This window comes from Olleya sp. Ti.3.14, assembly GCF_038154885.1.
Taxonomy (GTDB): domain Bacteria; phylum Bacteroidota; class Bacteroidia; order Flavobacteriales; family Flavobacteriaceae; genus Olleya.
This window is the reverse complement of record NZ_JBAKAO010000013.1, coordinates 60,093-80,163: the sequence shown is the minus strand read 5'-3', so window position 1 is coordinate 80,163 and position 20,071 is coordinate 60,093. Positions and strand designations below refer to the sequence as shown.

Sequence of the window (20,071 nt, the reverse complement as noted above, 5' to 3'; positions counted from 1 at the left end):
AAATTCCTGTTATAATACTTTACATCTTCATTAACCACTCTTTAACATCAACTTCTTTTTTGATGATGTCTTTAAGCTCTGAGATGGCAACACGTTTTTGCTCCATAGTATCTCTATGTCTTATAGTTACAGTTTTAGTTTCTATAGTTTCATGATCTACTGTAATACAAAATGGTGTACCATTAGCATCTTGACGTCTGTAACGTTTGCCGACAGCATCCTTTTCATCATAAAACACATTAAAGTCCCATTTAAGATCTTCAATAATTTGCTTAGCTATTTCTGGTAAACCATCTTTTTTAACTAAAGGAAAAACTGCTGCTTTTACTGGAGCTAAGACTGCTGGTAGTTTTAAAACCGTTCTAACACTACCATCTTCTAAAGTCTCGTCCATTAATGAGTTTGAAAATACTGCTAAAAACATTCTATCTAAACCAATAGAAGTCTCCAAAACGTATGGTGTATAACTTGCGTTGTCTTCATGGTCAAAATACTGAAGTTTTTTACCAGAAAAGGCTTCGTGTTGTTTTAAATCAAAATCAGTACGCGAGTGGATTCCTTCTAATTCTTTAAAACCAAACGGAAATTTAAACTCGATATCTGTTGCAGCATCTGCGTAATGTGCTAATTTTTCGTGGTCATGAAAACGGTAATTATCTTCGCCTAAACCTAAAGATTTATGCCATTTTAATCTGGTTTCTTTCCAGTAATCAAACCATTCTTTTTGTGTACCTGGTTTAATAAAAAATTGCATTTCCATTTGTTCAAACTCACGCATTCTAAAAATAAATTGTCTTGCAACAATCTCGTTTCTAAACGCTTTACCTGTTTGTGCAATTCCGAAAGGAATTTTCATTCTTCCCGTTTTTTGCACATTTAAAAAGTTTACAAAAATACCTTGAGCTGTTTCTGGACGTAAATACAAATCCATTGCAGTCTCTGCTGTAGCACCAAGTTTGGTACCAAACATTAGGTTAAATTGCTTAACGTCTGTCCAGTTTCTACTTCCTGATAAAGGACAAGCAATGTCTAACTCTTCAATTAATGCTTTAACATCTGCTAAGTCTTCAGCTTCTAAAGATTTTCCTAAACGTTTTAAGATGGTATCAATTTTTTCTTGATATCCAACAACTCTTGGATTAGTAGAAATAAATTCTTGTTTATTGAAAGCTTCGCCAAAACGTTTTTCCGCTTTAGCGACTTCTTTATCGATTTTTGCTTCAATTTTAGCACAATAGTCTTCTACTAAAACGTCTGCTCTATATCTTTTTTTAGAATCTTTATTGTCTATTAATGGGTCACTAAAAGCATCTACGTGTCCTGAGGCTTTCCATGTTGTTGGATGCATAAATATTGCAGCATCAATACCTACAATATTATCATTCATCTGTACCATTGCTTTCCACCAATAGTCACGTATGTTTTTCTTTAATTCTGCTCCATTTTGAGCGTAGTCGTAAACTGCGCTAAGTCCATCATAGATTTCACTACTTTGGAATACGTAACCATACTCCTTTGCGTGAGAGATTACTTTTTTAAATTGATCGTCGTTGTTTGCCATAATAGTACAAAGATAAACGATAAATAAAAGTGTACAACCAAAAATTGATTAGTCTTTTTGACAAGTATAAATAAATGCTGGAGGTGCGTTTAATGGCTCAAAACCTAATGTAATATTGCCATTAAATTTTTCTTTTAATGCTGCGTAGTATGTTAAGCTATACTGAAACTGAAAAAAGTAGCCTTTTGAGTTTAAACTTTTAAAGGCACTATCCATAATAATTTGAGTAATTGGCTTAGGAATGTTTGTTAAAGGCAAACTGGAAACAATATAGTCTGTAGTTGTAAAACCATGTTGCTTAATTACCTCTTGTACTTTGTCGGCAGATTGTTTTGAAACAATAAACCTTGGATCCTCTATTTTTAATAAATCTTTGTAAAAGGTTTCATTAATTTCAAAGCTAATTAGCTTGGCATCTGGTTGCAATCGTTTTAAAATCTCTTTAGTAATGACACCATTACCTGGACCAAACTCCACTATTAGTTTAGCTGTACTAAAATCTATCCCTTTTAATAGTTTTGACGCTAAGAATCTAGAGCTTGGAAACAAAGTGCCTGAAGTTTTTAAGCTTTTTAAGGATTCTTTTAAAAAATTTATTTTGTTCAAAAAAGGGGTTTTTAGAGATAATATAAACGAATATAAGCTTTTTTATTATTTGATATAAAATGCTAAATTAAAACCAATGTAAATGACAATGGTGCTTTTTAATTATTGTTTAACTATTACTTAAGCATTATAGAAGTGCTTCCTAGTCTTGTATTATCGTAAAACACGTTTACAAAATAGACGCCTTTAGTTAAAGGCTCATCTAAATCTGTAGTTATTAATGTATTAACATCAATAGCTTCATTTTTATAGTCAACTTTAATTTTTTTACTAAAAATTAATGACTGCTCTCCAAAAGATATTGATCCTTGGTCTGCAACAACATTATTATTAGGATTTAAAATTTGAATGTATAAATCTTTTACTCCTGTTGATGCTAATTTATTTTTATCCAACGTAAATGATACATATAGCTTATTAGCTTTACTAGCATTTGATGTGCTTACTATGCGTTTTTTAGTAACTCGTTTTACTGCTTTTGCGTCTAAAGAGGCTATGCTTAAAAGACTTGCTTTGTCTAAAGCAGTCGACATTTTAGCGTTAGCAGTAGCCAATCCTTTATTTTTAGTAGATAAACTTGAGGTATTGTTTTTTGCTACTTTTAAGTTTTGTGTAACAGCTTGGGTTAATAATGCTAAACGGTTGTTTTCTGTCTTAAGCGTAGATACAACATTTAAAAATGCTGCATTTTCTTTTTGTAAAAGATTAATCTTAGAACGATATAATGATAATAACGAAGCGCTTGGCTGCAACGTTTTTATAGAATCTAGAATATGCACTACATTAAGTTTTGATTGTTGTAATTTATTACGAAGTGAATCATTATCCACCTTTATATTATCATAACGTATTACCATATCTGATAATTCGTTTTCTAATAGTTTTTTTTCTTGAGACACGTATGTTTTATAATCTACTAGTTGATTATAGTTAGAAAACGTGTAAGATCCTAATATTACAAAAACAACAATCAATGAGCCTATAATTATCCTATAGTTATATGTATGAGGAAAAATTAACATGATTTAATTTTATTTTAAAAAATAAAAATATTGTTATTTATTAAGGTGTCAATTTAAAATCGATGAAGAGGTAAAAAAATTGTTTAACTCTCTTAAAATCAAAAAAAACGCCTCGTGCACTTCTGCACTTAGCGTTTTTTAATAAATGGATTAATATTTATAAGTTACACTAATTAAAAGTTGACTTAGCACTTCCAATTAATTGATTATCATGATATATGGTTATATAATACTCGCCTTTTAATAAAATTTCGTTTTCAAAAAGGTTAATAAAAACACATGTCTGCAAACTATTATTATTGTAATTAATAACATCCAGTTGACTGTACATCAAAGAAGTATCACTAATAGTAACATCTCCTTTATAAGCAATTACGTTATTTTTAGGATCTAACACCTGAAAGTATAATTCTTTTTTACCTTGTGTAGCTATGTCATTTTTAGCCACTGTGTAGCAAATATTTAGCATCTTAACACGTTTTGCAGCTGTGGTTGTTTTAATATTGCCACTGTTAGTGATACGTTTGACACCTTCAACATAGATATCACTAATACTTATCATTTTTGCTTTATCTATTTCATTTAAATATTCAGTATTAAGTTTTGACAAAGCTCTATTTTGTTGCCTTAAAGATTTAGATTGTAACATCGTTTTATCCATTGCTTCATCAGCTAATCGTGCCTCTTCTTGTAGTACTTTATTTTCTTTATTTAATTGATTAACTAATTCTAATATTTTAGAATTTTCAAGTTTTATAGCTTGCAATTGTTTTTTGTAATGGTTTAACAGCTTAATATCTGGTGTTATATGCTTAACAGAATCCAAAATACGAATGATTTTAATCTTGGATTGCTCTAGTCTATCACTTAATAATTGGTTATCCGTTTTAAGTGCACTAAAATCGATTGATAATTGATTAAGCTCTGCTTCTATTAAAGCATTTTCATCTACAAGAAAGTTTTTATATTGATTTAAAGAGCTGTAATTATAATAACTATATAAACCAAGCGCACATAGTATAGTTAGTAGCGCAATGATAACTAACTTAAGATTATAGGTTTGGGGTTTAATAATCATGAGTTTTAATAATTACCACTAAAATAATATAAATTAATGGAATTGTAAGAATTTTTCGATAACTTGAACATGTTTTTCATTAAAAACTAGACTATTACAGCTTTTTGTATCTATTAAGCATTAATTTTTAATCCAAAATCCTTAATCGTAAACATGAGTTTAAAAGCTTTAGCCAATTTGTTTTTTCCTTTGGTATGTAATGCTTGTAAGGACACTTTAACAGACAACGAATCTTTTTTATGTACCAACTGTAGACATAATCTACCTACTACAAACTTCCATTTAACTCAAGATCCTTTTGTTAAAAACGTCTTTTATGGTCGTGCAAAAATAGAATCTGCAACTGCTTTACTACGATTTGAAAAAAAAGGAATAGTACAACATTTACTACACCAATTAAAATATGGTAAAAATGAAGCTATAGGATCATTTTTAGGTGATTGGTTAGGCGAAGAGCTAAAAACTAATCACGAATATCAAGCTATAGATGTAGTAATTCCTGTACCATTACATCCAAAAAAAATTAAAAAAAGAGGTTATAATCAGGTCTCCAAGTTTGGTAAAAATATTGCAACATTACTTAATACGGATTTTAATGAAGACCTTTTGATTAAGATTACAAATCCATCAAAATCTCAAGCGCGAAAAACTAGATTGGAACGTTGGGAATTAAACAATGAAGCTTTTGCTGTAAAAAAACTAGAAAAACTACACAACAAGCATATCTTGTTAGTTGATGACATTATTACCACAGGAAATACCCTAGAGGCATGTATTATAGAATTAAATAAAGCTAAAAACATAAAAATAAGTATTGCTGCTATGGCAATAGCTTAAGGCATTTTTCGTTAAACGAATAATATGTTGTTAATTTGTATCTTCATTTAAATTAGTATGCAAAATCGTCTTTTAAATTTTTGTTTTTTGTGCGTGATAACGCTCTCTTTTATCAATTGTGCTAATAGAGGAAATATTACTGGAGGAGAAAAGGATATTACACCTCCAAAAATCACAAAAACATTTCCTAAAAATTACTCTACTAACTTTAATAGTAAAGAAATAAGAATCTATTTTGACGAGTATATTAAAATTAAAAACCTGTCTAAACAGCTTATTATTTCGCCACCAATGGATATCACGCCAGAGATAACACCTTTAGGAAGCTCTAGCGACTTTATAAAAATTAAAATATTTGATACTTTAAAACCAAATACCACCTATGCTTTTAATTTTGGTAATAGTATAGTAGACAACAACGAAGAAAACCCATACACGTATTATAAATATGTATTTTCTACAGGTGATTATATAGATTCTTTAAAAGTAAAAGGTAAAGTAATGGATGCATTAAACCGTACCACAGACCCTTTTATATCTGTTAATTTATATGAAAAGGATTCCACTTACACAGACTCTGTTGTCTATAAAAAAAATCCAAAATACGTAACCAACACTTTAGATAGTACCACAAATTTTACGTTGGAAAACTTAAAAGCAGGAACTTACAAACTAATTGCTTTAAAAGACAATAACAGCAATAATAAGTTTGACCAAAAAACAGATAAAATTGGTTTTAAAGAAGAATTTATTACTGTATCAACAGACAGTTCTGCTTTTTATGAATTAAAATTATTTAAAGAAGAAATAAATTATAAAGCTGAAAAACCCAAACTAGTTTCTGGCGAAAAAATTATTTTTGGTTTTGAAGGTAAAGATTACAAAAACATGAGTATTGATCTACTGTCAGAGGTTCCTGCAGATTACACGTCAAGCTACTTTAAAGATCAAGAAACAGACAGTTTAAACTACTTTTACAAACCTAAACTAGAAGTCGACTCATTAGTTTTTAAAGTTAGTTACAAAACTAAAATTGACACCTTTACGGTTAGAATTAAGGACAATAAAAAAGATTCGTTATTACTTAAAGCGACACCAAATAGTAATATAGATTTTATTGAAACTTTAAAAATTTCGGCAAATATCCCGATTACCAAATTTGACAAAAATCAAATTAGTATCATGGATAAAGACTCTACTAATGTTGTTTTTACAACCAAGTTAGACACATTACAAAATACAATAGAGGTTTTATTTGATAAAAAAGAAGATAATAAATACAAAGTCCGATTGTTACCAAATACTGTAACCGACTTTTTTGACAATACCAATGACACTTTAAACTTTAACTTATCTACCGTTAAAGCATCTAGTTTAGGAAACGTACGTGTTAATATTAAAAATGGTGTTTACCCTTTGATTGTGCAATTAGTAGATGACAAAAATGAGGTTAAATACGAAAAGTATATCACCAAACCAGAACCCTTAGATTTCTTTTTAGTTAAACCTAACAAGTATTATATAAGAGCCATTTTTGACACCAACAAAAATAAAATATATGATACAGGAGTCTATTTAACTTCTAAAAACCCAGAGCGTGTAAGCTATTCTGAAAAACCTATTGAGGTTAGAGTTGGTTGGGATTTAATTGAAGAATTTATTCTAAAATAAAACCATCTTTATCGTCCAAGAAACGTAGTTTTTTCCTGGTAGCATCTACATGAAATTTAGTTAAAGCCACTAGCTTAACAGCTTCGGTATTTGGGTTGACATCTACCAATTTTTCGCCTAAAGCATCATATACAGCAGAATGTCCTGGATACTCAAAATTATTAGCATCCAATCCTACCCTATTAACACCAATACAATAACACATATTTTCTATAGCTCTTGCTTGTAATAAAGTATCCCAAGCTTTAATCCTTTTTTTAGGCCAATTAGCCACGTATAAAAGCACGTCGTAATCCTCAGAGATTCTGGACCAAACCGGAAAGCGTAAATCATAACAAATTAAAGGTCTAATTTTAAAACCTTTATAGTTAATAATAAGTTTTTGATTGCCTTTTTTATATACTTTATCTTCTCCTGCTAACGTAAACGTATGTCGCTTATTATATGTATCAATAAGTCCATTTGGATGCACAAAAACTAGTCTGTTATAGTAATTATCATGCTCTTTAATAACCAAACTACCAACTATTGCTGCATTTTTTGCTTTTGCTAAGGACTGCATCCATTGTATGGTTTTACCATCCATAGCTTCTGCAACAAATTGCGGAAACATAGTAAATCCAGAAGTAAACATTTCTGGTAAAACAATTAAATCTACAGTATCAGATATTGCATTTATTTTTTCTGAAAAATTCAGTCTGTTTTGTTCAGGATTTTCCCAAACCAAATCAGACTGAATCATCGCAATATTTAATACAGCATCCACTATTTTAGTTTATTCAGTTTTTGTTCTGCCTTAGTAATATTTGATCTTAACTTTTCAAGTTTACCTTCCCATTTATCAATGTCATTTGGAGACAGCTTTCCTTTAGCTTCAAGCTTTTGATATTTTTTAGTTTCTTTTTCTAATTTAGCATTAGCTTTTTCCAAGTTGCTTTCTGCTTTTTCTATTTTAGCATTAGCCTTTTCAATTTTTTGACGCGCTTTCTCCGATTTTTTTCTAGCTTTCTCAGATCTTTTACGTTCCTTTTCAGCAGCTTTACGTTCTCTTTCTTGTGCCTTAACTTCTCTTGCTTCAGCTTTAGCTTGCTTTTCTTGTTGGCGTTTTTCCTTATCTGCTGCTTTAACTGCTTCTTCTGCAGCTTTAATTTCGGCTTTCTTGGTGTCTGCCAAATTATAAATTTCTATTTTTTGAGATTCAGTTAATGTTTCAGAAACATCTTTACCATTTAAGCTAATAACTTTGTTTTTTACCACATAAGATTGATTATCAAAAGTCACTTCTTGAGCAGTTAGTGTATGAGATACTACTGTAATTAGTAGTATTAAAAGCATTTTTATTGTCTTCATTTTAATTATAAATTAGAAAGTAAAAGTAAGGAGAATTTCCTACAAAATAATCTAGTTTAAAGTATTCTTAACTTTTTAAGTAGCTCACCTTTATAAGTTCTTCCAATAGGCAATCTGTGGGTTGTTATAAAGATTTCATTACCTGAAATTTTAGTCACACTTTTAGTGTTTATAATAAATGATTTATGGATTTGAACAAACTGAGCACTAGGTAGTTTTTCGATCCAGTTTTTAAGTGAATCTATAAAGGATAGTTTTTGTGTTTTAGTGGTAATAGTAATATAGTTTCTATCAGATTCTAAAAACAAAATATCTTTTAAAATTATTTTATGAAGTGTTTTATCCACATTTAAAAAAATAGAATCTTCAGTAGTTGGATTAACAACATCTTGTTTTACAAATCGGTCTTCAGCCTTATTTACAGCCTTTAAAAATCGATCAAAACCAAAGGGTTTAACCAAATAATCTACAATGGTATCCAACTCAAAACTGCTAACTGCATATTCTGGATAAGCAGTAGTCATAATAATTGCTGGTGGATTTTTTACCGTTTTTATAAAATCTAATCCTGAAATATCAGGTAAATTAACATCTAAAAACACCAAATCTACAATGTTAGTTTTAAAGTAATTATTGGCATCCATTGCTGCCTGAAAAGTAGCTAGTAATTGCAACTCCGGAATTTTACTTAAATAATTTTTAAGCAAATTTTGTGCAGGTAATTCGTCTTCTATAATTATGCAAGTCATACTAAATGTAGTGTTAAAACAACTTTAAACTTATCAGAGTTTTCTATTACTAATTGGTGCTTTTCTGGATATAATAATTGTAACCGTTTTTCTAAATTTATTAACCCTATTTTAAATTGTGTAGTATCCGTAATTTTATTTTCAAAGTCGTTGATACAAGTACATTTTAAAAGGTTGTTTTCCTCAATAATTTCAATAGAAATAATACTATTTAACACACTATGTTTAAAAGCGTTTTCAATAATGGTAATTAACAATAATGGACCTATTTTTAAATGATTAGATGTGATACTTGTCGTATAGTTAATTTGCTTTACACCTTCGGTTCTAATTTTTTGAAACTTAATATAATTATCTAAAAACTGTAGTTCTTTATTTAAATCAACATACTGCGCATTACTATCATACAACACGTGTTTTAAATTATCTGACAGCATCAAAATAAGTTCTGGAGTTTCGGTAGGTTTTTCAATAGAATAAGAATAAATCGTATTTAAATTATTAAACAATACGTGTGGATTAATTTGCGATTTCAAAAACTTCAACTCCATTTCAGTATGTTGTTTTATCATGTCTTCTTTTTGTTTTTGTTCGTCCAAAAAACGAAACAACATCCATATAAACGAGAAAAATATTAATGGCACCAAGGTTTGCCATAAATAATCACTTAAGCATTTCATTATAGAGCAACCACACTGTGCAAAAACATTACAATAGACTTGTGTGGCTAAAAATGAAATTGTCATAAATAACAACCCATAAAAAATATACCATTTTCGTTTTACAAAAAATGGCAAGAGTATAAAATGATTAATATATACAATTACTGCAAGTATAGATAAATACTGCAAAAAAGGGTTTTCAGCCCAATAATATCTAGAAAATATATATAGCGATACAAATATAAATAGCATCCATCCCAAGAGGTGCACTAAAATTTGTGACGTATGTTTTTTTAAATCTGTCATAACAAGCCTGAAAGTAATCTAAAAACCTAAAACCATCAAAAAACAAAGTACAAAAGCCAATAAAAGCAATGCAAACTGCATAAATAATTGTTGTTTGTAATCTTAAGTACGCAGTTGGTTAACATTTTTATTTATTAAAAAATATAATAAATAGGTTTGAGTAAATCAAAAAACCAATAGATTATGAAATCATTAGTCACCCTTTTTATTTTTATTATTAGTTATGCAACTGCATTTGCACAGACCCTAAACCAAGAGGTTATTGATCCTGACGGAAAACCCAAATTATTAGGTGTAATTAACAAAGAAGGACTCCAAAAAGACACTTACAAAGCGTGGTTTGATACAAACCATGACCATTATATTGTTAATGATAAATTGGTAGAAACTTTCTCTGAATCGTTAAAAGATTATACTATCAAAGTATTTTTAGGTACGTGGTGTGGTGATAGCAAAAAAGAAGTTCCGCGTTTTTACAAAGTATTAGAAACAGCAAATTATAATCTAGATAATCTAGAAGTTGTTGCTTTAGACAATCAAAAAGAGCACTACAAACAAGGACCAAATGGAGAAGAAAAAGGATACGATATCCATCGTGTGCCTACTTTTATTTTTTATAAAGATGGTAAAGAAATTAACCGCATTGTAGAGCATCCAATAGAAACCCTAGAACGTGATATTGAAAAAATTGTAACCAACCAACCTTATAGTTTTAATTACATTGCTGCAGATTATATCCAATATTTACTATCTACTAAAACAATAGAGCAACTAAATACAGAGGAAACAAAATTAGTCGCTCAACTATCAGAGTTTGTCAAAGGTAGTCGTGAGTTAAATACTTTAGGCTACGTGTATTTGCGTGCAAAAGCATTTGATAAAGCGTTATATACTTTTAAATTAAACACTTTAATTTTTCCGTATAAATCAAACGTATATGATAGTTTAGGCGAAGCTTTTTTTATTACCAATAATTATACTGAAGCCTTAATTAATTACAATAAAGTATTAGCGTTGCAGCCAGAGGATAAAAATGCTTTGGAAATGATTCAAAAAATCAATCAAGCAAACAAGCAATAAATGCTTACTATTTAATCTATTTTAACAATTTATTATTTGTTGGTTTTTTATCTTTGATGGCATATAAAATCAAAAAAATATGAAATTTTTAAAATTCCTTTTACTGTTTATTACCATCCAAGTGTCCGCACAACAAGGTGGTATGTGGATTCCTTCGTTATTAGAAGGTATGAATGAGACCGAAATGACTAATCTTGGTAGTAAACTTACTGCTAAAGATATTTACGACGTAAACAACTCTAGCTTAAAAGATGCCATAGGACATTTTAATGGTGGTTGTACCAGCGAAATTATTAGCGATAAAGGTTTAATTTTAACCAACCATCACTGTGGTTTTGGTCAAATACAATCGCATTCGTCTTTAGAAAACGATTATTTAAAAGATGGTTTTTGGGCAATGTCTTTGGACGAAGAATTGCCAAATGAAGGTTTATATATCGAGTTTATTGTTAGAATTGAAGATGTAACATCACAAGTACTGGCTGGAATTACAGACAGTATGACTGAAAAAGAAAAACAATCATCAATAGATAGAAATAGTAATACTTACCAAAAAACGGTTGCTAAAGAAGCGTGGCAAGACACTAAAGTAAAATCATTTTACGAAGGAAACCAATACTTCCTGTTTGTTACAGAGCGTTTTGAAGACATCAGATTAGTTGGTGCTCCTCCAACAAGCATTGGTAAATTTGGAAGCGATACAGACAACTGGGTTTTTCCTAGACATACAGGAGATTTCTCAATGTTCAGGATTTATGCAGACGCTAACAACAGACCTGCAAAATACAGTAAAGACAACAAACCATACAAGCCAAAGCATTTTTTACCAGTCTCTTTAGATGGCGTTGAAGAAGGTGACTTTACAATGGTATTTGGTTTTCCTGGTACAACTAGCGAGTATCTTCCTGCTGTAGCAATACAACACATTACAGAAGAATTTAACCCTACAAATATTGCTATTCGTGAAGCTGCTTTAAAAGTCATTGACGCTAAAATGAAAGAAAGCGATGCTGTACGTATTAAATACGCATCTAAACAAGCACGTATTGCAAACGCTTGGAAAAAATGGATTGGAGAAAATTTAGGAATCCAAAAAAGTGATGCTGTTACTAAAAGACGTGCTTTTGAAGCTACTTTTACTAAAGCTTTAAAAGAAAAAAATCTAGAAGATAAATATGGAAACATCCTTCCTGAGTTTGATAACCTTTACAAAGATTTTGGTCCAATTAATATTAAACGCAGAAATTTTGTTGAAGTCTTTTTGGTTACCAATGAGTTAATGCAAATGACCTTTAGAGTTTATCAAATGGAAGAAGCTATAAAAGCTGACCCAGAGAATTTTGAAAAAGCAAAAGCGCGTCTTATTAGTACTTTACAAGGTATTCATAAAAATTATGATGCAGATGTAGACAAAGGTGTCTTTAAAAATGTAATGCCTTTCTACAATAAAAATGTTGATGCTTCTATTTATGACAAAACAGCCTTTACTAACTTAGATCAAGCTTTAAAGCTATTAGAAGGTAACGCTAAAGAGGTATTAAAAAAATTGAATAAAGATGCTGCTTATCAATACGCTAAACCAATGATTACTGAGTTTTACAATACTATTGACAAAGCTTACCAAGAAAAAAACCAACCTATAACTGCTTTACAAACTAAGTATATGACAGCTTTAATGGAAGCTTTACCTAATGCACGCTACTTTCCGGATGCCAATAGTACTTTACGTGTTACTTATGGTCAGGTTAGAGGGTATTCTCCAAGAGATGCTGTGTATTATAATCCAGTAAGTTACCTAGATGGTGTTGTAGAAAAATATGTACCAGGTGATTACGAGTTTGATGTACCAGAAAAATTATTAGAGCTACATAAAAACAAAGATTACGGTCAATATGCAGACAGTAACGGAAAAGTACCAGTTTGCTTTTTAGGAACTAACCACACTACAGGAGGAAACTCTGGTAGTCCAGCAATTGATGCTTACGGAAACCTAGTAGGTCTTAACTTTGATCGTGTTTGGGAAGGTACAATGAGTGATATGAATTATGATCCTGAAATCTGCCGAAACATTATGGTTGACTTACGCTACGTCCTTTTTATTGTAGACAAATATGCTGGAGCAACACACTTAATTGACGAAATGAAATTAGTACATCCTAAGAAAAAATAGTCCACTAAATAATTACAAAAAAAGCCTGTCGTGTAACGTATACATTGACAGGCTTTTTTTATGCTTGTAAAACCCTTAATGGTTTTATTGCTCTATAATTTTAAAGGTCTCAATAATTGACATAGCGTCTTCAATATAAGTATCGACATCTTTTTCAAGAACTGAATAATAGATTAAATAATCCTTGTTGTTATGATTAAATAAGGTTGATAATCTAATTACTTTGAAACCATCTGTAATACTTTTTGATGTAACAATATAATATTTTCCATAAATTGGATGCACTTGTGACCTAACCTTTGGTGTTAAAAATGAAGCATTTTTAACACTTAAAAAATGACGCTCTAATGCCTCTTCTATGTTTTCACTTTTGAATGACTCTGAATTTGGAGACATAACATATATCCCGTTTTTAAATTCATTTTCTCTCAAGTCTTTTAAGTTATTAGGAGCATGAGATACAACATCATGAGACCCTACATAAGTACACCAACTATCAGGAATAGTCATGCTATAAAATTTCATTTTAGCTTTAGCTTCAATAGTATCTAAACATTTATAATAGGTTGTGCGCTTAGATGTTTTTGTAACTGCATCGCTTGAAACACATCCTAGCATTACTAATATTCCAAAATAAAGTAAGTATTTAATTTTCATAGTGTCTTTATTTAACAAATTAAGCTTTAAACAATCTCCATTTTTTTAAGCAAAAAACTAGCATTCATATTTTGACAAATTCCTTTTTTAAAGGTGTAATCAAAATACAATTCGTCATTAATAATTTGCGCATCAAAGTAGTAGTTTTTTACTTCTTCTAAATGCTTTTCTATTTCGCATAAACTTAAATCATGCGTTGCAATAATGCCAGTTGCATGACTAGCGACTAGTTTTTCGACAAATTTACGTGACCCAATAGCTTTATCTGTACTATTTGTTCCTTTTAAGATTTCGTCTAAAATTATAAAGTAATTATCCTGCTTAATAGCATCTACAATATATTTTAAACGCGTTAATTCTGAAAAAAAGTAACTACTATCATCTGTTAAACTATCGCTTGTACGCATGCTTGTAATTAATTTAACAGGACTGTAAACTGATGATGCTGCACAAACCGGTAAACCAACATTAGCCATTACAATATGTAAAGATACTGTACGTAAAAATGTACTTTTACCTGCCATATTTGCTCCTGTAATAATAAAAAACTGCTGATTTTTTATTTCAAAATCATTATCAACTCTTTTCTCTGTTTTTAATAAAGGATGTCCTAGTTGCGTTACTTTTGTGTCACTTTGTTTATCCACAATTTGAGGATAGATGTACTGTTGATGATTAAAAGCATAGTTTCCTAAACTGTTATAAGCATCAAAAAACGCAACAACCTCAAACCAATCTTCAACTTTGTCTTTGTAATTTTCCAACCATTGTTCAATACGATAGGCGTTTTTTAAATCTGTTAAAAAATAACCATTACCAAAAATGGCAGAAATTAAATTATTACGATTATCTAACGCATCCATTGCTTTAGACAATTCGTGTAATATTTGAGATGCTTTTTTATCCTTAAGTTTAATTTGAGCCTGCTTATCAAGTAGTAATTGTGCAGTAAACGATTCATTTTCAATAGCACTTAAAAGTGATGCATATTGTCTAAACGTGTCTCGCATCCTGTCTGTATTAGCAGATAATGCATTTGTTTTTTTTACGTAGCGTCCAGTAATAAACAGACCTACAAATAACCAATACCCTATAATTGCAGCAGGAATAATTTGCGCTACAGCTAAACCGATTATTATTAGTGAAAATGCGCTAATAATTAACGGAACCACCTTAAAATATTTAGGTATAAACGACTTATGCGTTTTTAAAAAACTTAAAATAGTACTAGCTTTAGTATCAACTTTAATTAAGCTAGCATTAGCCTGAAATACTTGTCTCCAATCAGACATATTAGCTAAGTCCTTAATAGCATCCTGCCTTGATACAATAGCGTCTGTATTATTTGCTTTCAAGCAACTAGCTAAAGTTTTAGACCCTTCACTATTGGTTGTTCTATTTATAAATTGAAAAAAGCTTCCTCTACCAAATAAATCAATATCTAAAGCATAATTATGATTGGCATCCTGAAATTGTAAACCTTCACTTTTATCAAAAAAATCACCTTTTGCAAACTGTGTTTCTTCAGTATTAATAGTGACTAAAACTTTTTTTAGTTCGTATGTACGTTTTAAATCGGTGTACTTATTTAACAAATAAATAAAACCAATAACACCTATAACAACAATCCCAATCAAAATTTGCCAGTTTCCAAAAGCAAAGTAAACGCTAACTCCTGTAGCTATAAACACTAAAAGTCTTGCTATACTTAATGTTGTAAGTTGCTTGTAAAGCTTTGATACTTCCTTAGTATAGTTATCTATATTGCTTTTATAATACTCTAAATGGTTTGCCATTTTTTTTAAAATTCTAAACTGTCAAATGCGGTAAATACGGTTATAATTGTTTGTACTGCATCCTTAAAAAATTGTTGATCAATATTTTCAAAATCGTCAGTCGGTTTATGGTAGTCTTTATGATCTGCAACACCAAAATAAATAAACGGGATTTTAGCTTTATGAAACGCTGCATGATCACTAGAATAAGTCCAATTATCCCCATCACCTAAACCTTCGTGACCAATTAAAAGATCTACTTTACCAATATCATTAAAGTTTTCTAAAACTGGCTTTAATTGAGGATAATATCTTGATCCAACAGCAAATAGTTGATTGTTATCACTTCTGCTAATCATATCCATATTTAAATTTAAAACAATATCTTTTTGCTGAATAACATTGTCATTAACAAAGTGGTAAGCACCTTTTAAACCTAACTCCTCAGCATCAAAAGCTGCTAAAATAACATTATGTTTTGGTGGGTATTTGGCAAAATATTCCGCGAAAGCGAACAACGCACTAATTCCTGATGCATCATCATCTGCTCCATTATATATTTGACCATTTTTTACACCTTCATGATCGTAATGTGCAGATAATACAATATACTTTGATGTATGTGTGGAACCTTTAATAACTCCTAAAATATTTGCAGCATTGTATGTTTTACCTGCTTCAAAAGTAAAAGGCTGTTGAAAATTACTTCCTAAAGGATCTACACCTAGTTTTTCAAATTTTTGAATGATGTAATCCTTGGCTAAAGCTGCACCTTTTGTACCTGTGCGTCTACCTTCATATACATCTGATGATAACGTTTTAATATTTTCAATTAAGGCGTTGGTGTCAAAATAATAATCGATATCTGACTTAGTACTTGTAATAGTTTCTGAGGTGTTTACAGCGTCTTCTTTTTGTTTAGACGCGTTTTGTGTTTTGCATCCTACTATTGTTAAACCAATAATTGCTATGTATAATATATTTATTTTTTTCATAAATCTATAGTTAATTCTAAGAGGTAAATCTAATAAAAAAACCCAAGCATTTGGCTTGGGTTTTTGTGTATTATTATTTGTGCTTTCGCAGAAATATATTATCCTTTTAAGGCAGCAGATAAGTACTCACGATTCATACGAGCAATATTCTCTAAAGAAATTCCTTTAGGACATTCTACTTCACATGCTCCAGTGTTAGTACAGTTACCAAAACCTTCTTCATCCATTTGTTTAACCATGTTTAAAACACGCTCTGTAGCCTCAACTTTACCTTGAGGTAATAATGCAAATTGTGATACTTTAGCACCAACAAATAACATTGCAGAAGAGTTTTTACAAGACGCTACACAAGCACCACACCCAATACAAGTTGCTGCTGAAAAAGCATCATCTGCGTCTTGTTTATTTACAGGTATCGTGTTAGCATCAATTGTGTTTCCAGATGTGTTTACCGAAATAAATCCACCTGCATGTTGTATACGGTCAAAAGCTGTTCTGTCTACTACTAAATCTTTAATTACAGGAAAAGCACTAGCTCTCCATGGTTCAATAGTAATAGTCTCACCATCTTTAAACGTACGCATATGTAACTGACACGTTGTGATTAAACGGTCAGGACCATGAGCTTCACCATTAATATATAATGAGCATGAACCGCAAATCCCTTCACGACAATCGTGATCAAAAGATACAGGAGCCTCTCCTTTTTCTATTAATTCGTTATTTAAAACGTCTAACATTTCTAGAAAAGACATATCTGGAGATATATTGCTGATTGGGTAATCAACCATTTTCCCCTTATCGTTAGCGTTTGCTTGACGCCAAATTTTTAACGTTAAATTCATAGCTTTTCTTTATTTATAACTTCTTTCTTTTACTTCAATATTCTCGTATGCTAATTCTTCTTTATGAAGTATAGCATCTTTTGGTTCTCCTTTGTATTCCCAAGCGGATACGTATTGAAACTCTTTACGACGCATCGCTTCACCTTCTGCTGTTTGGTACTCTTCTCTAAAGTGACCACCTGCAGACTCTTCACGCTGCAAAGCATCTTTTGCAAATAGCTCTCCTAATTCTAAGAAATCTGCTACACGACCTGCTTTAGCAAGCTCTTCGTTAAACTCATTTTGTGTTCCTGGCACACGAACGTCTTTCCAAAATTCTGCTCTAAGTTCAGAAATTTCAGTAATTGCAGATTTTAAATCTTCTGCGTTTCTTGCCATTCCACATTTATTCCACATGATTTTACCTAAACGCTTATGGAAATAATCAACAGAATGTGTCCCGTTGTTATTTATTAAATGATCGATATTCTTTCTTACTTCCGCTTCAGCTTCAACAAATTCTTTTGTATCTGTAGAAATTGGACCTGTTCTAATATCATCAGACAAGTAATCTCCAATAGTATAAGGTAACACAAAATATCCATCTGCAAGACCTTGCATTAAAGCAGAGGCACCTAAACGGTTAGCACCATGGTCAGAGAAGTTTGCTTCTCCAATTGCATATAATCCAGGAACAGTTGTCATTAAGTTATAATCAACCCAAACACCACCCATTGTGTAGTGTACTGCTGGATAAATCATCATTGGTGTATTGTATGGGTCTTGATCTACAATCTTCTCATACATTTGGAATAAGTTTCCGTATTTATTTTTGATTACTTCTTGTCCTAATTTTTTAACAAGTGCAGCATCATTTTCGTCTAAACCTTTAACATGAGCAGCTTCTTTACCGTAACGTTGAATTGCCGAAGCAAAATCTAAGAATACAGCTTCTCCAGTTGCATTTACACCAAAACCAGCATCACAACGCTCTTTTGCTGCACGAGAGGCAACATCACGAGGCACTAAGTTTCCGAATGCAGGATAACGACGCTCTAGGTAGTAATCTCTATCTTCTTCAGCTAATTGTACAGGTTTTAATGTTCCTGCTTTAATAGCCTCAACATCTTTCATATGTTTTGGTACCCAAATACGTCCATCGTTACGTAAAGACTCAGACATCAATGTTAATTTAGACTGATGATCTCCAGAAACCGGAATACATGTTGGGTGAATTTGTGTGTAACAAGGGTTTGCGAAAAAGGCACCACGCTTGTGTGCTTTCCATGCTGCTGTTACATTACTTCCCATCGCGTTTGTAGATAAGAAGAAAACGTTTCCATAACCGCCAGTACCAAGGACTACAGCATGTGCTGAATGTCTTTCAATTTCTCCTGTAATTAAGTTACGTGTTATAATTCCACGAGCTTTTCCATCAACTTTAACAACGTCTAACATTTCATGACGGTTGTACATTTTGATTTTACCACGACCAATTTGACGGTTCATAGCAGAGTAAGCTCCTAATAATAATTGTTGTCCTGTTTGTCCAGCTGCGTAAAACGTACGTGATACTAATACACCACCAAATGAACGGTTATCTAATAATCCACCATACTCACGTGCAAAAGGAACACCTTGAGCAACACATTGGTCGATAATATTTGCTGAAACCTCTGCTAAACGATAAACGTTAGCTTCTCTAGAACGATAATCTCCACCTTTTACAGTATCGTAAAACAATCTGTAAGTTGAGTCACCATCTCCTTGATAATTTTTTGCTGCATTAATACCTCCTTGTGCTGCAATTGAGTGCGCACGTCTTGGAGAATCCTGAAAGCAAAATGCTTTTACGTTATATCCTAGTTCTGCTAAAGTAGCAGCAGCAGATCCACCAGCTAATCCTGTTCCAACAACAATAACATCTATGTTACGCTTGTTAGCTGGATTTACTAAGTCGATATGATTTTTATAGTTAGTCCATTTGTCTGCAATTGGACCTTGAGGTATTTTTGAATCTAAAGCCATAATATCTCTTATTTTTTAGTGGTTTAAAAAGTGGTAAACAGCAATGAAGATGAAACCTACTGGCACACCAATTGCATAAATTTTACTAAATCCTTTTAATCCCTTTGTGTATTTGTTATTTGCTCCAATTGATTGGAAAGCAGAATTAAAACCGTGTAAAAGGTGTAATGATAAAAATACAAACCCTACACAGTATAGCGCTACACGCCATAAATCTTTAAACTTGTGTACTAACTCTTCGTGGTATCTAAACTCGCCACTTGGTAATGTACCAGACATGTCACCAACAATATATTTGGTGTTAATTTCTGGAATCCAGAAATCGATGAAGTGAATGATTAAGAATACAAGTATAAAACCTCCACTCCAAATCATGTTTCTGCTCATCCAAGAAGAATTTGCAGCTCCATTGTTTTTAGCATAGCTAATTGCTCTTGCTTTATTGTTTCTGATTTCCAAAACAAATCCCATTACAAAATGGAATATTACACCAAGAATTAATACTGGCTGCAGTAAATATTGTACTGCCCAAAACGTTCCCATAAAGTGAGACGCTTCATTAAAAGCATCTGGACTAAATACAGAAAGAATATTAATTGCAAAATGTTGTAAAATAAAAATCATTAGAAAGAGTGCTGAAAGTGCCATAGCAAACTTTCTCCCTATTGAAGAATTTAAAATTCCGCTCATTATAATTGAA

18 protein-coding genes are annotated in these 20,071 nt (G+C 31.2%); 4 read left to right on the top strand and 14 right to left on the bottom strand.

All coding sequences use genetic code 11. From position 1 onward, the window contains the following. Positions 1–19 precede the first annotated feature (19 nt). The 4 genes from V6251_RS14755 to V6251_RS14740 all read right to left on the bottom strand — a co-directional run bounded on the left by V6251_RS14755 (position 20) and on the right by V6251_RS14740 (position 4,267). Positions 20–1,561, bottom strand: a complete 1,542-nt coding sequence (locus V6251_RS14755) for a glycine--tRNA ligase (RefSeq protein WP_341588936.1) — start codon at positions 1,559–1,561, stop codon at positions 20–22. A 48-nt stretch (positions 1,562–1,609) separates the two neighbouring features. Further along, positions 1,610–2,167, bottom strand: coding sequence for a class I SAM-dependent methyltransferase (locus V6251_RS14750; protein ID WP_145004304.1), 558 nt, complete (start codon positions 2,165–2,167; stop codon positions 1,610–1,612). A 116-nt stretch (positions 2,168–2,283) separates the two neighbouring features. Further along, the gene (locus V6251_RS14745; protein WP_341588935.1) at positions 2,284–3,189 is read right to left on the bottom strand and encodes a hypothetical protein; all 906 of its coding nucleotides are present in this window, start codon (positions 3,187–3,189) and stop codon (positions 2,284–2,286) included. 169 nt (positions 3,190–3,358) lie between these two features. Continuing rightward, positions 3,359–4,267 (bottom strand): hypothetical protein, encoded by a 909-nt coding sequence (locus tag V6251_RS14740; protein ID WP_341588934.1) that lies wholly within the window; start codon positions 4,265–4,267, stop codon positions 3,359–3,361. 153 nt (positions 4,268–4,420) lie between these two features. Here V6251_RS14740 and V6251_RS14735 point away from each other — a divergent pair, with 153 nt between their 5' ends. Together V6251_RS14735 and V6251_RS14730 are read left to right on the top strand one after the other, a co-directional pair. Beyond that, positions 4,421–5,104 (top strand): ComF family protein, encoded by a 684-nt coding sequence (locus V6251_RS14735; RefSeq protein ID WP_341588933.1) that lies wholly within the window; start codon positions 4,421–4,423, stop codon positions 5,102–5,104. 93 nt (positions 5,105–5,197) lie between these two features. Continuing rightward, the gene (locus tag V6251_RS14730; protein ID WP_341588932.1) at positions 5,198–6,775 is read left to right on the top strand and encodes an Ig-like domain-containing protein; all 1,578 of its coding nucleotides are present in this window, start codon (positions 5,198–5,200) and stop codon (positions 6,773–6,775) included. Here the strand turns inward: V6251_RS14730 and V6251_RS14725 are convergent. Genes V6251_RS14725 through V6251_RS14710 form a run of 4 tightly spaced genes read right to left on the bottom strand, consistent with a single transcriptional unit; the run spans position 6,762 to position 9,842 of the window. Then, positions 6,762–7,541, bottom strand: coding sequence for a nitrilase family protein (locus tag V6251_RS14725; RefSeq protein ID WP_341588931.1), 780 nt, complete (start codon positions 7,539–7,541; stop codon positions 6,762–6,764). The genes V6251_RS14730 and V6251_RS14725 overlap by 14 nt on opposite strands. After that, positions 7,541–8,125: a hypothetical protein gene (locus V6251_RS14720; protein WP_341588930.1), complete on the bottom strand. Its 585-nt coding sequence runs from the start codon at positions 8,123–8,125 to the stop codon at positions 7,541–7,543. Before V6251_RS14720 ends, V6251_RS14725 begins: the two co-directional genes overlap by 1 nt. A 56-nt stretch (positions 8,126–8,181) precedes the next feature. Continuing rightward, the gene (locus tag V6251_RS14715) at positions 8,182–8,874 is read right to left on the bottom strand and encodes a LytR/AlgR family response regulator transcription factor (RefSeq protein ID WP_341588929.1); all 693 of its coding nucleotides are present in this window, start codon (positions 8,872–8,874) and stop codon (positions 8,182–8,184) included. After that, the gene (locus tag V6251_RS14710; protein ID WP_341588928.1) at positions 8,871–9,842 is read right to left on the bottom strand and encodes a sensor histidine kinase; all 972 of its coding nucleotides are present in this window, start codon (positions 9,840–9,842) and stop codon (positions 8,871–8,873) included. The genes V6251_RS14715 and V6251_RS14710 overlap by 4 nt, the downstream gene beginning before the upstream one ends. Before the next feature lie 183 nt (positions 9,843–10,025). Between V6251_RS14710 and V6251_RS14705 the strand changes: the two genes are divergently transcribed. After that, positions 10,026–10,922 (top strand): thioredoxin domain-containing protein, encoded by an 897-nt coding sequence (locus tag V6251_RS14705; protein WP_341588927.1) that lies wholly within the window; start codon positions 10,026–10,028, stop codon positions 10,920–10,922. A gap of 79 nt (positions 10,923–11,001) precedes the next feature. After that, positions 11,002–13,092, top strand: a complete 2,091-nt coding sequence (locus tag V6251_RS14700; protein WP_341588926.1) for a S46 family peptidase — start codon at positions 11,002–11,004, stop codon at positions 13,090–13,092. 84 nt (positions 13,093–13,176) lie between these two features. On the opposite strand, the gene V6251_RS14695 is transcribed toward V6251_RS14700, so the two are convergent. From V6251_RS14695 to V6251_RS14670, 6 genes are all read right to left on the bottom strand, one after another. Further along, positions 13,177–13,749 (bottom strand): hypothetical protein, encoded by a 573-nt coding sequence (locus V6251_RS14695; protein WP_341588925.1) that lies wholly within the window; start codon positions 13,747–13,749, stop codon positions 13,177–13,179. A 26-nt stretch (positions 13,750–13,775) separates the two neighbouring features. After that, entirely contained in the window at positions 13,776–15,545 is a 1,770-nt protein-coding gene (locus tag V6251_RS14690) for a MutS-related protein (protein ID WP_341588924.1), read from the bottom strand. A 5-nt stretch (positions 15,546–15,550) separates the two neighbouring features. Further along, positions 15,551–16,519 (bottom strand): M28 family peptidase, encoded by a 969-nt coding sequence (locus V6251_RS14685; RefSeq protein ID WP_341588923.1) that lies wholly within the window; start codon positions 16,517–16,519, stop codon positions 15,551–15,553. A gap of 98 nt (positions 16,520–16,617) precedes the next feature. Continuing rightward, the gene (locus V6251_RS14680; RefSeq protein ID WP_341588922.1) at positions 16,618–17,364 is read right to left on the bottom strand and encodes a succinate dehydrogenase/fumarate reductase iron-sulfur subunit; all 747 of its coding nucleotides are present in this window, start codon (positions 17,362–17,364) and stop codon (positions 16,618–16,620) included. A 9-nt stretch (positions 17,365–17,373) separates the two neighbouring features. Continuing rightward, positions 17,374–19,371, bottom strand: a complete 1,998-nt coding sequence (locus tag V6251_RS14675) for a fumarate reductase/succinate dehydrogenase flavoprotein subunit (RefSeq protein WP_341588921.1) — start codon at positions 19,369–19,371, stop codon at positions 17,374–17,376. Between the two features lie 15 nt (positions 19,372–19,386). Next, the gene (locus tag V6251_RS14670; protein WP_028282324.1) at positions 19,387–20,061 is read right to left on the bottom strand and encodes a succinate dehydrogenase cytochrome b subunit; all 675 of its coding nucleotides are present in this window, start codon (positions 20,059–20,061) and stop codon (positions 19,387–19,389) included. Positions 20,062–20,071 lie beyond the last annotated feature (10 nt).

Excerpts from the sequence above, each read along its gene's own strand:
- V6251_RS14755 (WP_341588936.1), bottom strand. The coding sequence starts at position 1,561 with ATGGCAAACAACGACGATCAATTTAAAAAAGTAATCTCTCACGCAAAG.
- V6251_RS14745 (WP_341588935.1), bottom strand. The coding sequence starts at position 3,189 with ATGTTAATTTTTCCTCATACATATAACTATAGGATAATTATAGGCTCA.
- V6251_RS14740 (WP_341588934.1), bottom strand. The coding sequence starts at position 4,267 with ATGATTATTAAACCCCAAACCTATAATCTTAAGTTAGTTATCATTGCG.
- V6251_RS14735 (WP_341588933.1), top strand. The coding sequence starts at position 4,421 with ATGAGTTTAAAAGCTTTAGCCAATTTGTTTTTTCCTTTGGTATGTAAT.
- V6251_RS14720 (WP_341588930.1), bottom strand. The coding sequence starts at position 8,125 with ATGAAGACAATAAAAATGCTTTTAATACTACTAATTACAGTAGTATCT.
- V6251_RS14715 (WP_341588929.1), bottom strand. The coding sequence starts at position 8,874 with ATGACTTGCATAATTATAGAAGACGAATTACCTGCACAAAATTTGCTT.
- V6251_RS14710 (WP_341588928.1), bottom strand. The coding sequence starts at position 9,842 with ATGACAGATTTAAAAAAACATACGTCACAAATTTTAGTGCACCTCTTG.
- V6251_RS14705 (WP_341588927.1), top strand. The coding sequence starts at position 10,026 with ATGAAATCATTAGTCACCCTTTTTATTTTTATTATTAGTTATGCAACT.
- V6251_RS14700 (WP_341588926.1), top strand. The coding sequence starts at position 11,002 with ATGAAATTTTTAAAATTCCTTTTACTGTTTATTACCATCCAAGTGTCC.
- V6251_RS14695 (WP_341588925.1), bottom strand. The coding sequence starts at position 13,749 with ATGAAAATTAAATACTTACTTTATTTTGGAATATTAGTAATGCTAGGA.
- V6251_RS14690 (WP_341588924.1), bottom strand. The coding sequence starts at position 15,545 with ATGGCAAACCATTTAGAGTATTATAAAAGCAATATAGATAACTATACT.
- V6251_RS14685 (WP_341588923.1), bottom strand. The coding sequence starts at position 16,519 with ATGAAAAAAATAAATATATTATACATAGCAATTATTGGTTTAACAATA.
- V6251_RS14680 (WP_341588922.1), bottom strand. The coding sequence starts at position 17,364 with ATGAATTTAACGTTAAAAATTTGGCGTCAAGCAAACGCTAACGATAAG.
- V6251_RS14675 (WP_341588921.1), bottom strand. The coding sequence starts at position 19,371 with ATGGCTTTAGATTCAAAAATACCTCAAGGTCCAATTGCAGACAAATGG.
- V6251_RS14670 (WP_028282324.1), bottom strand. The coding sequence starts at position 20,061 with ATGAGCGGAATTTTAAATTCTTCAATAGGGAGAAAGTTTGCTATGGCA.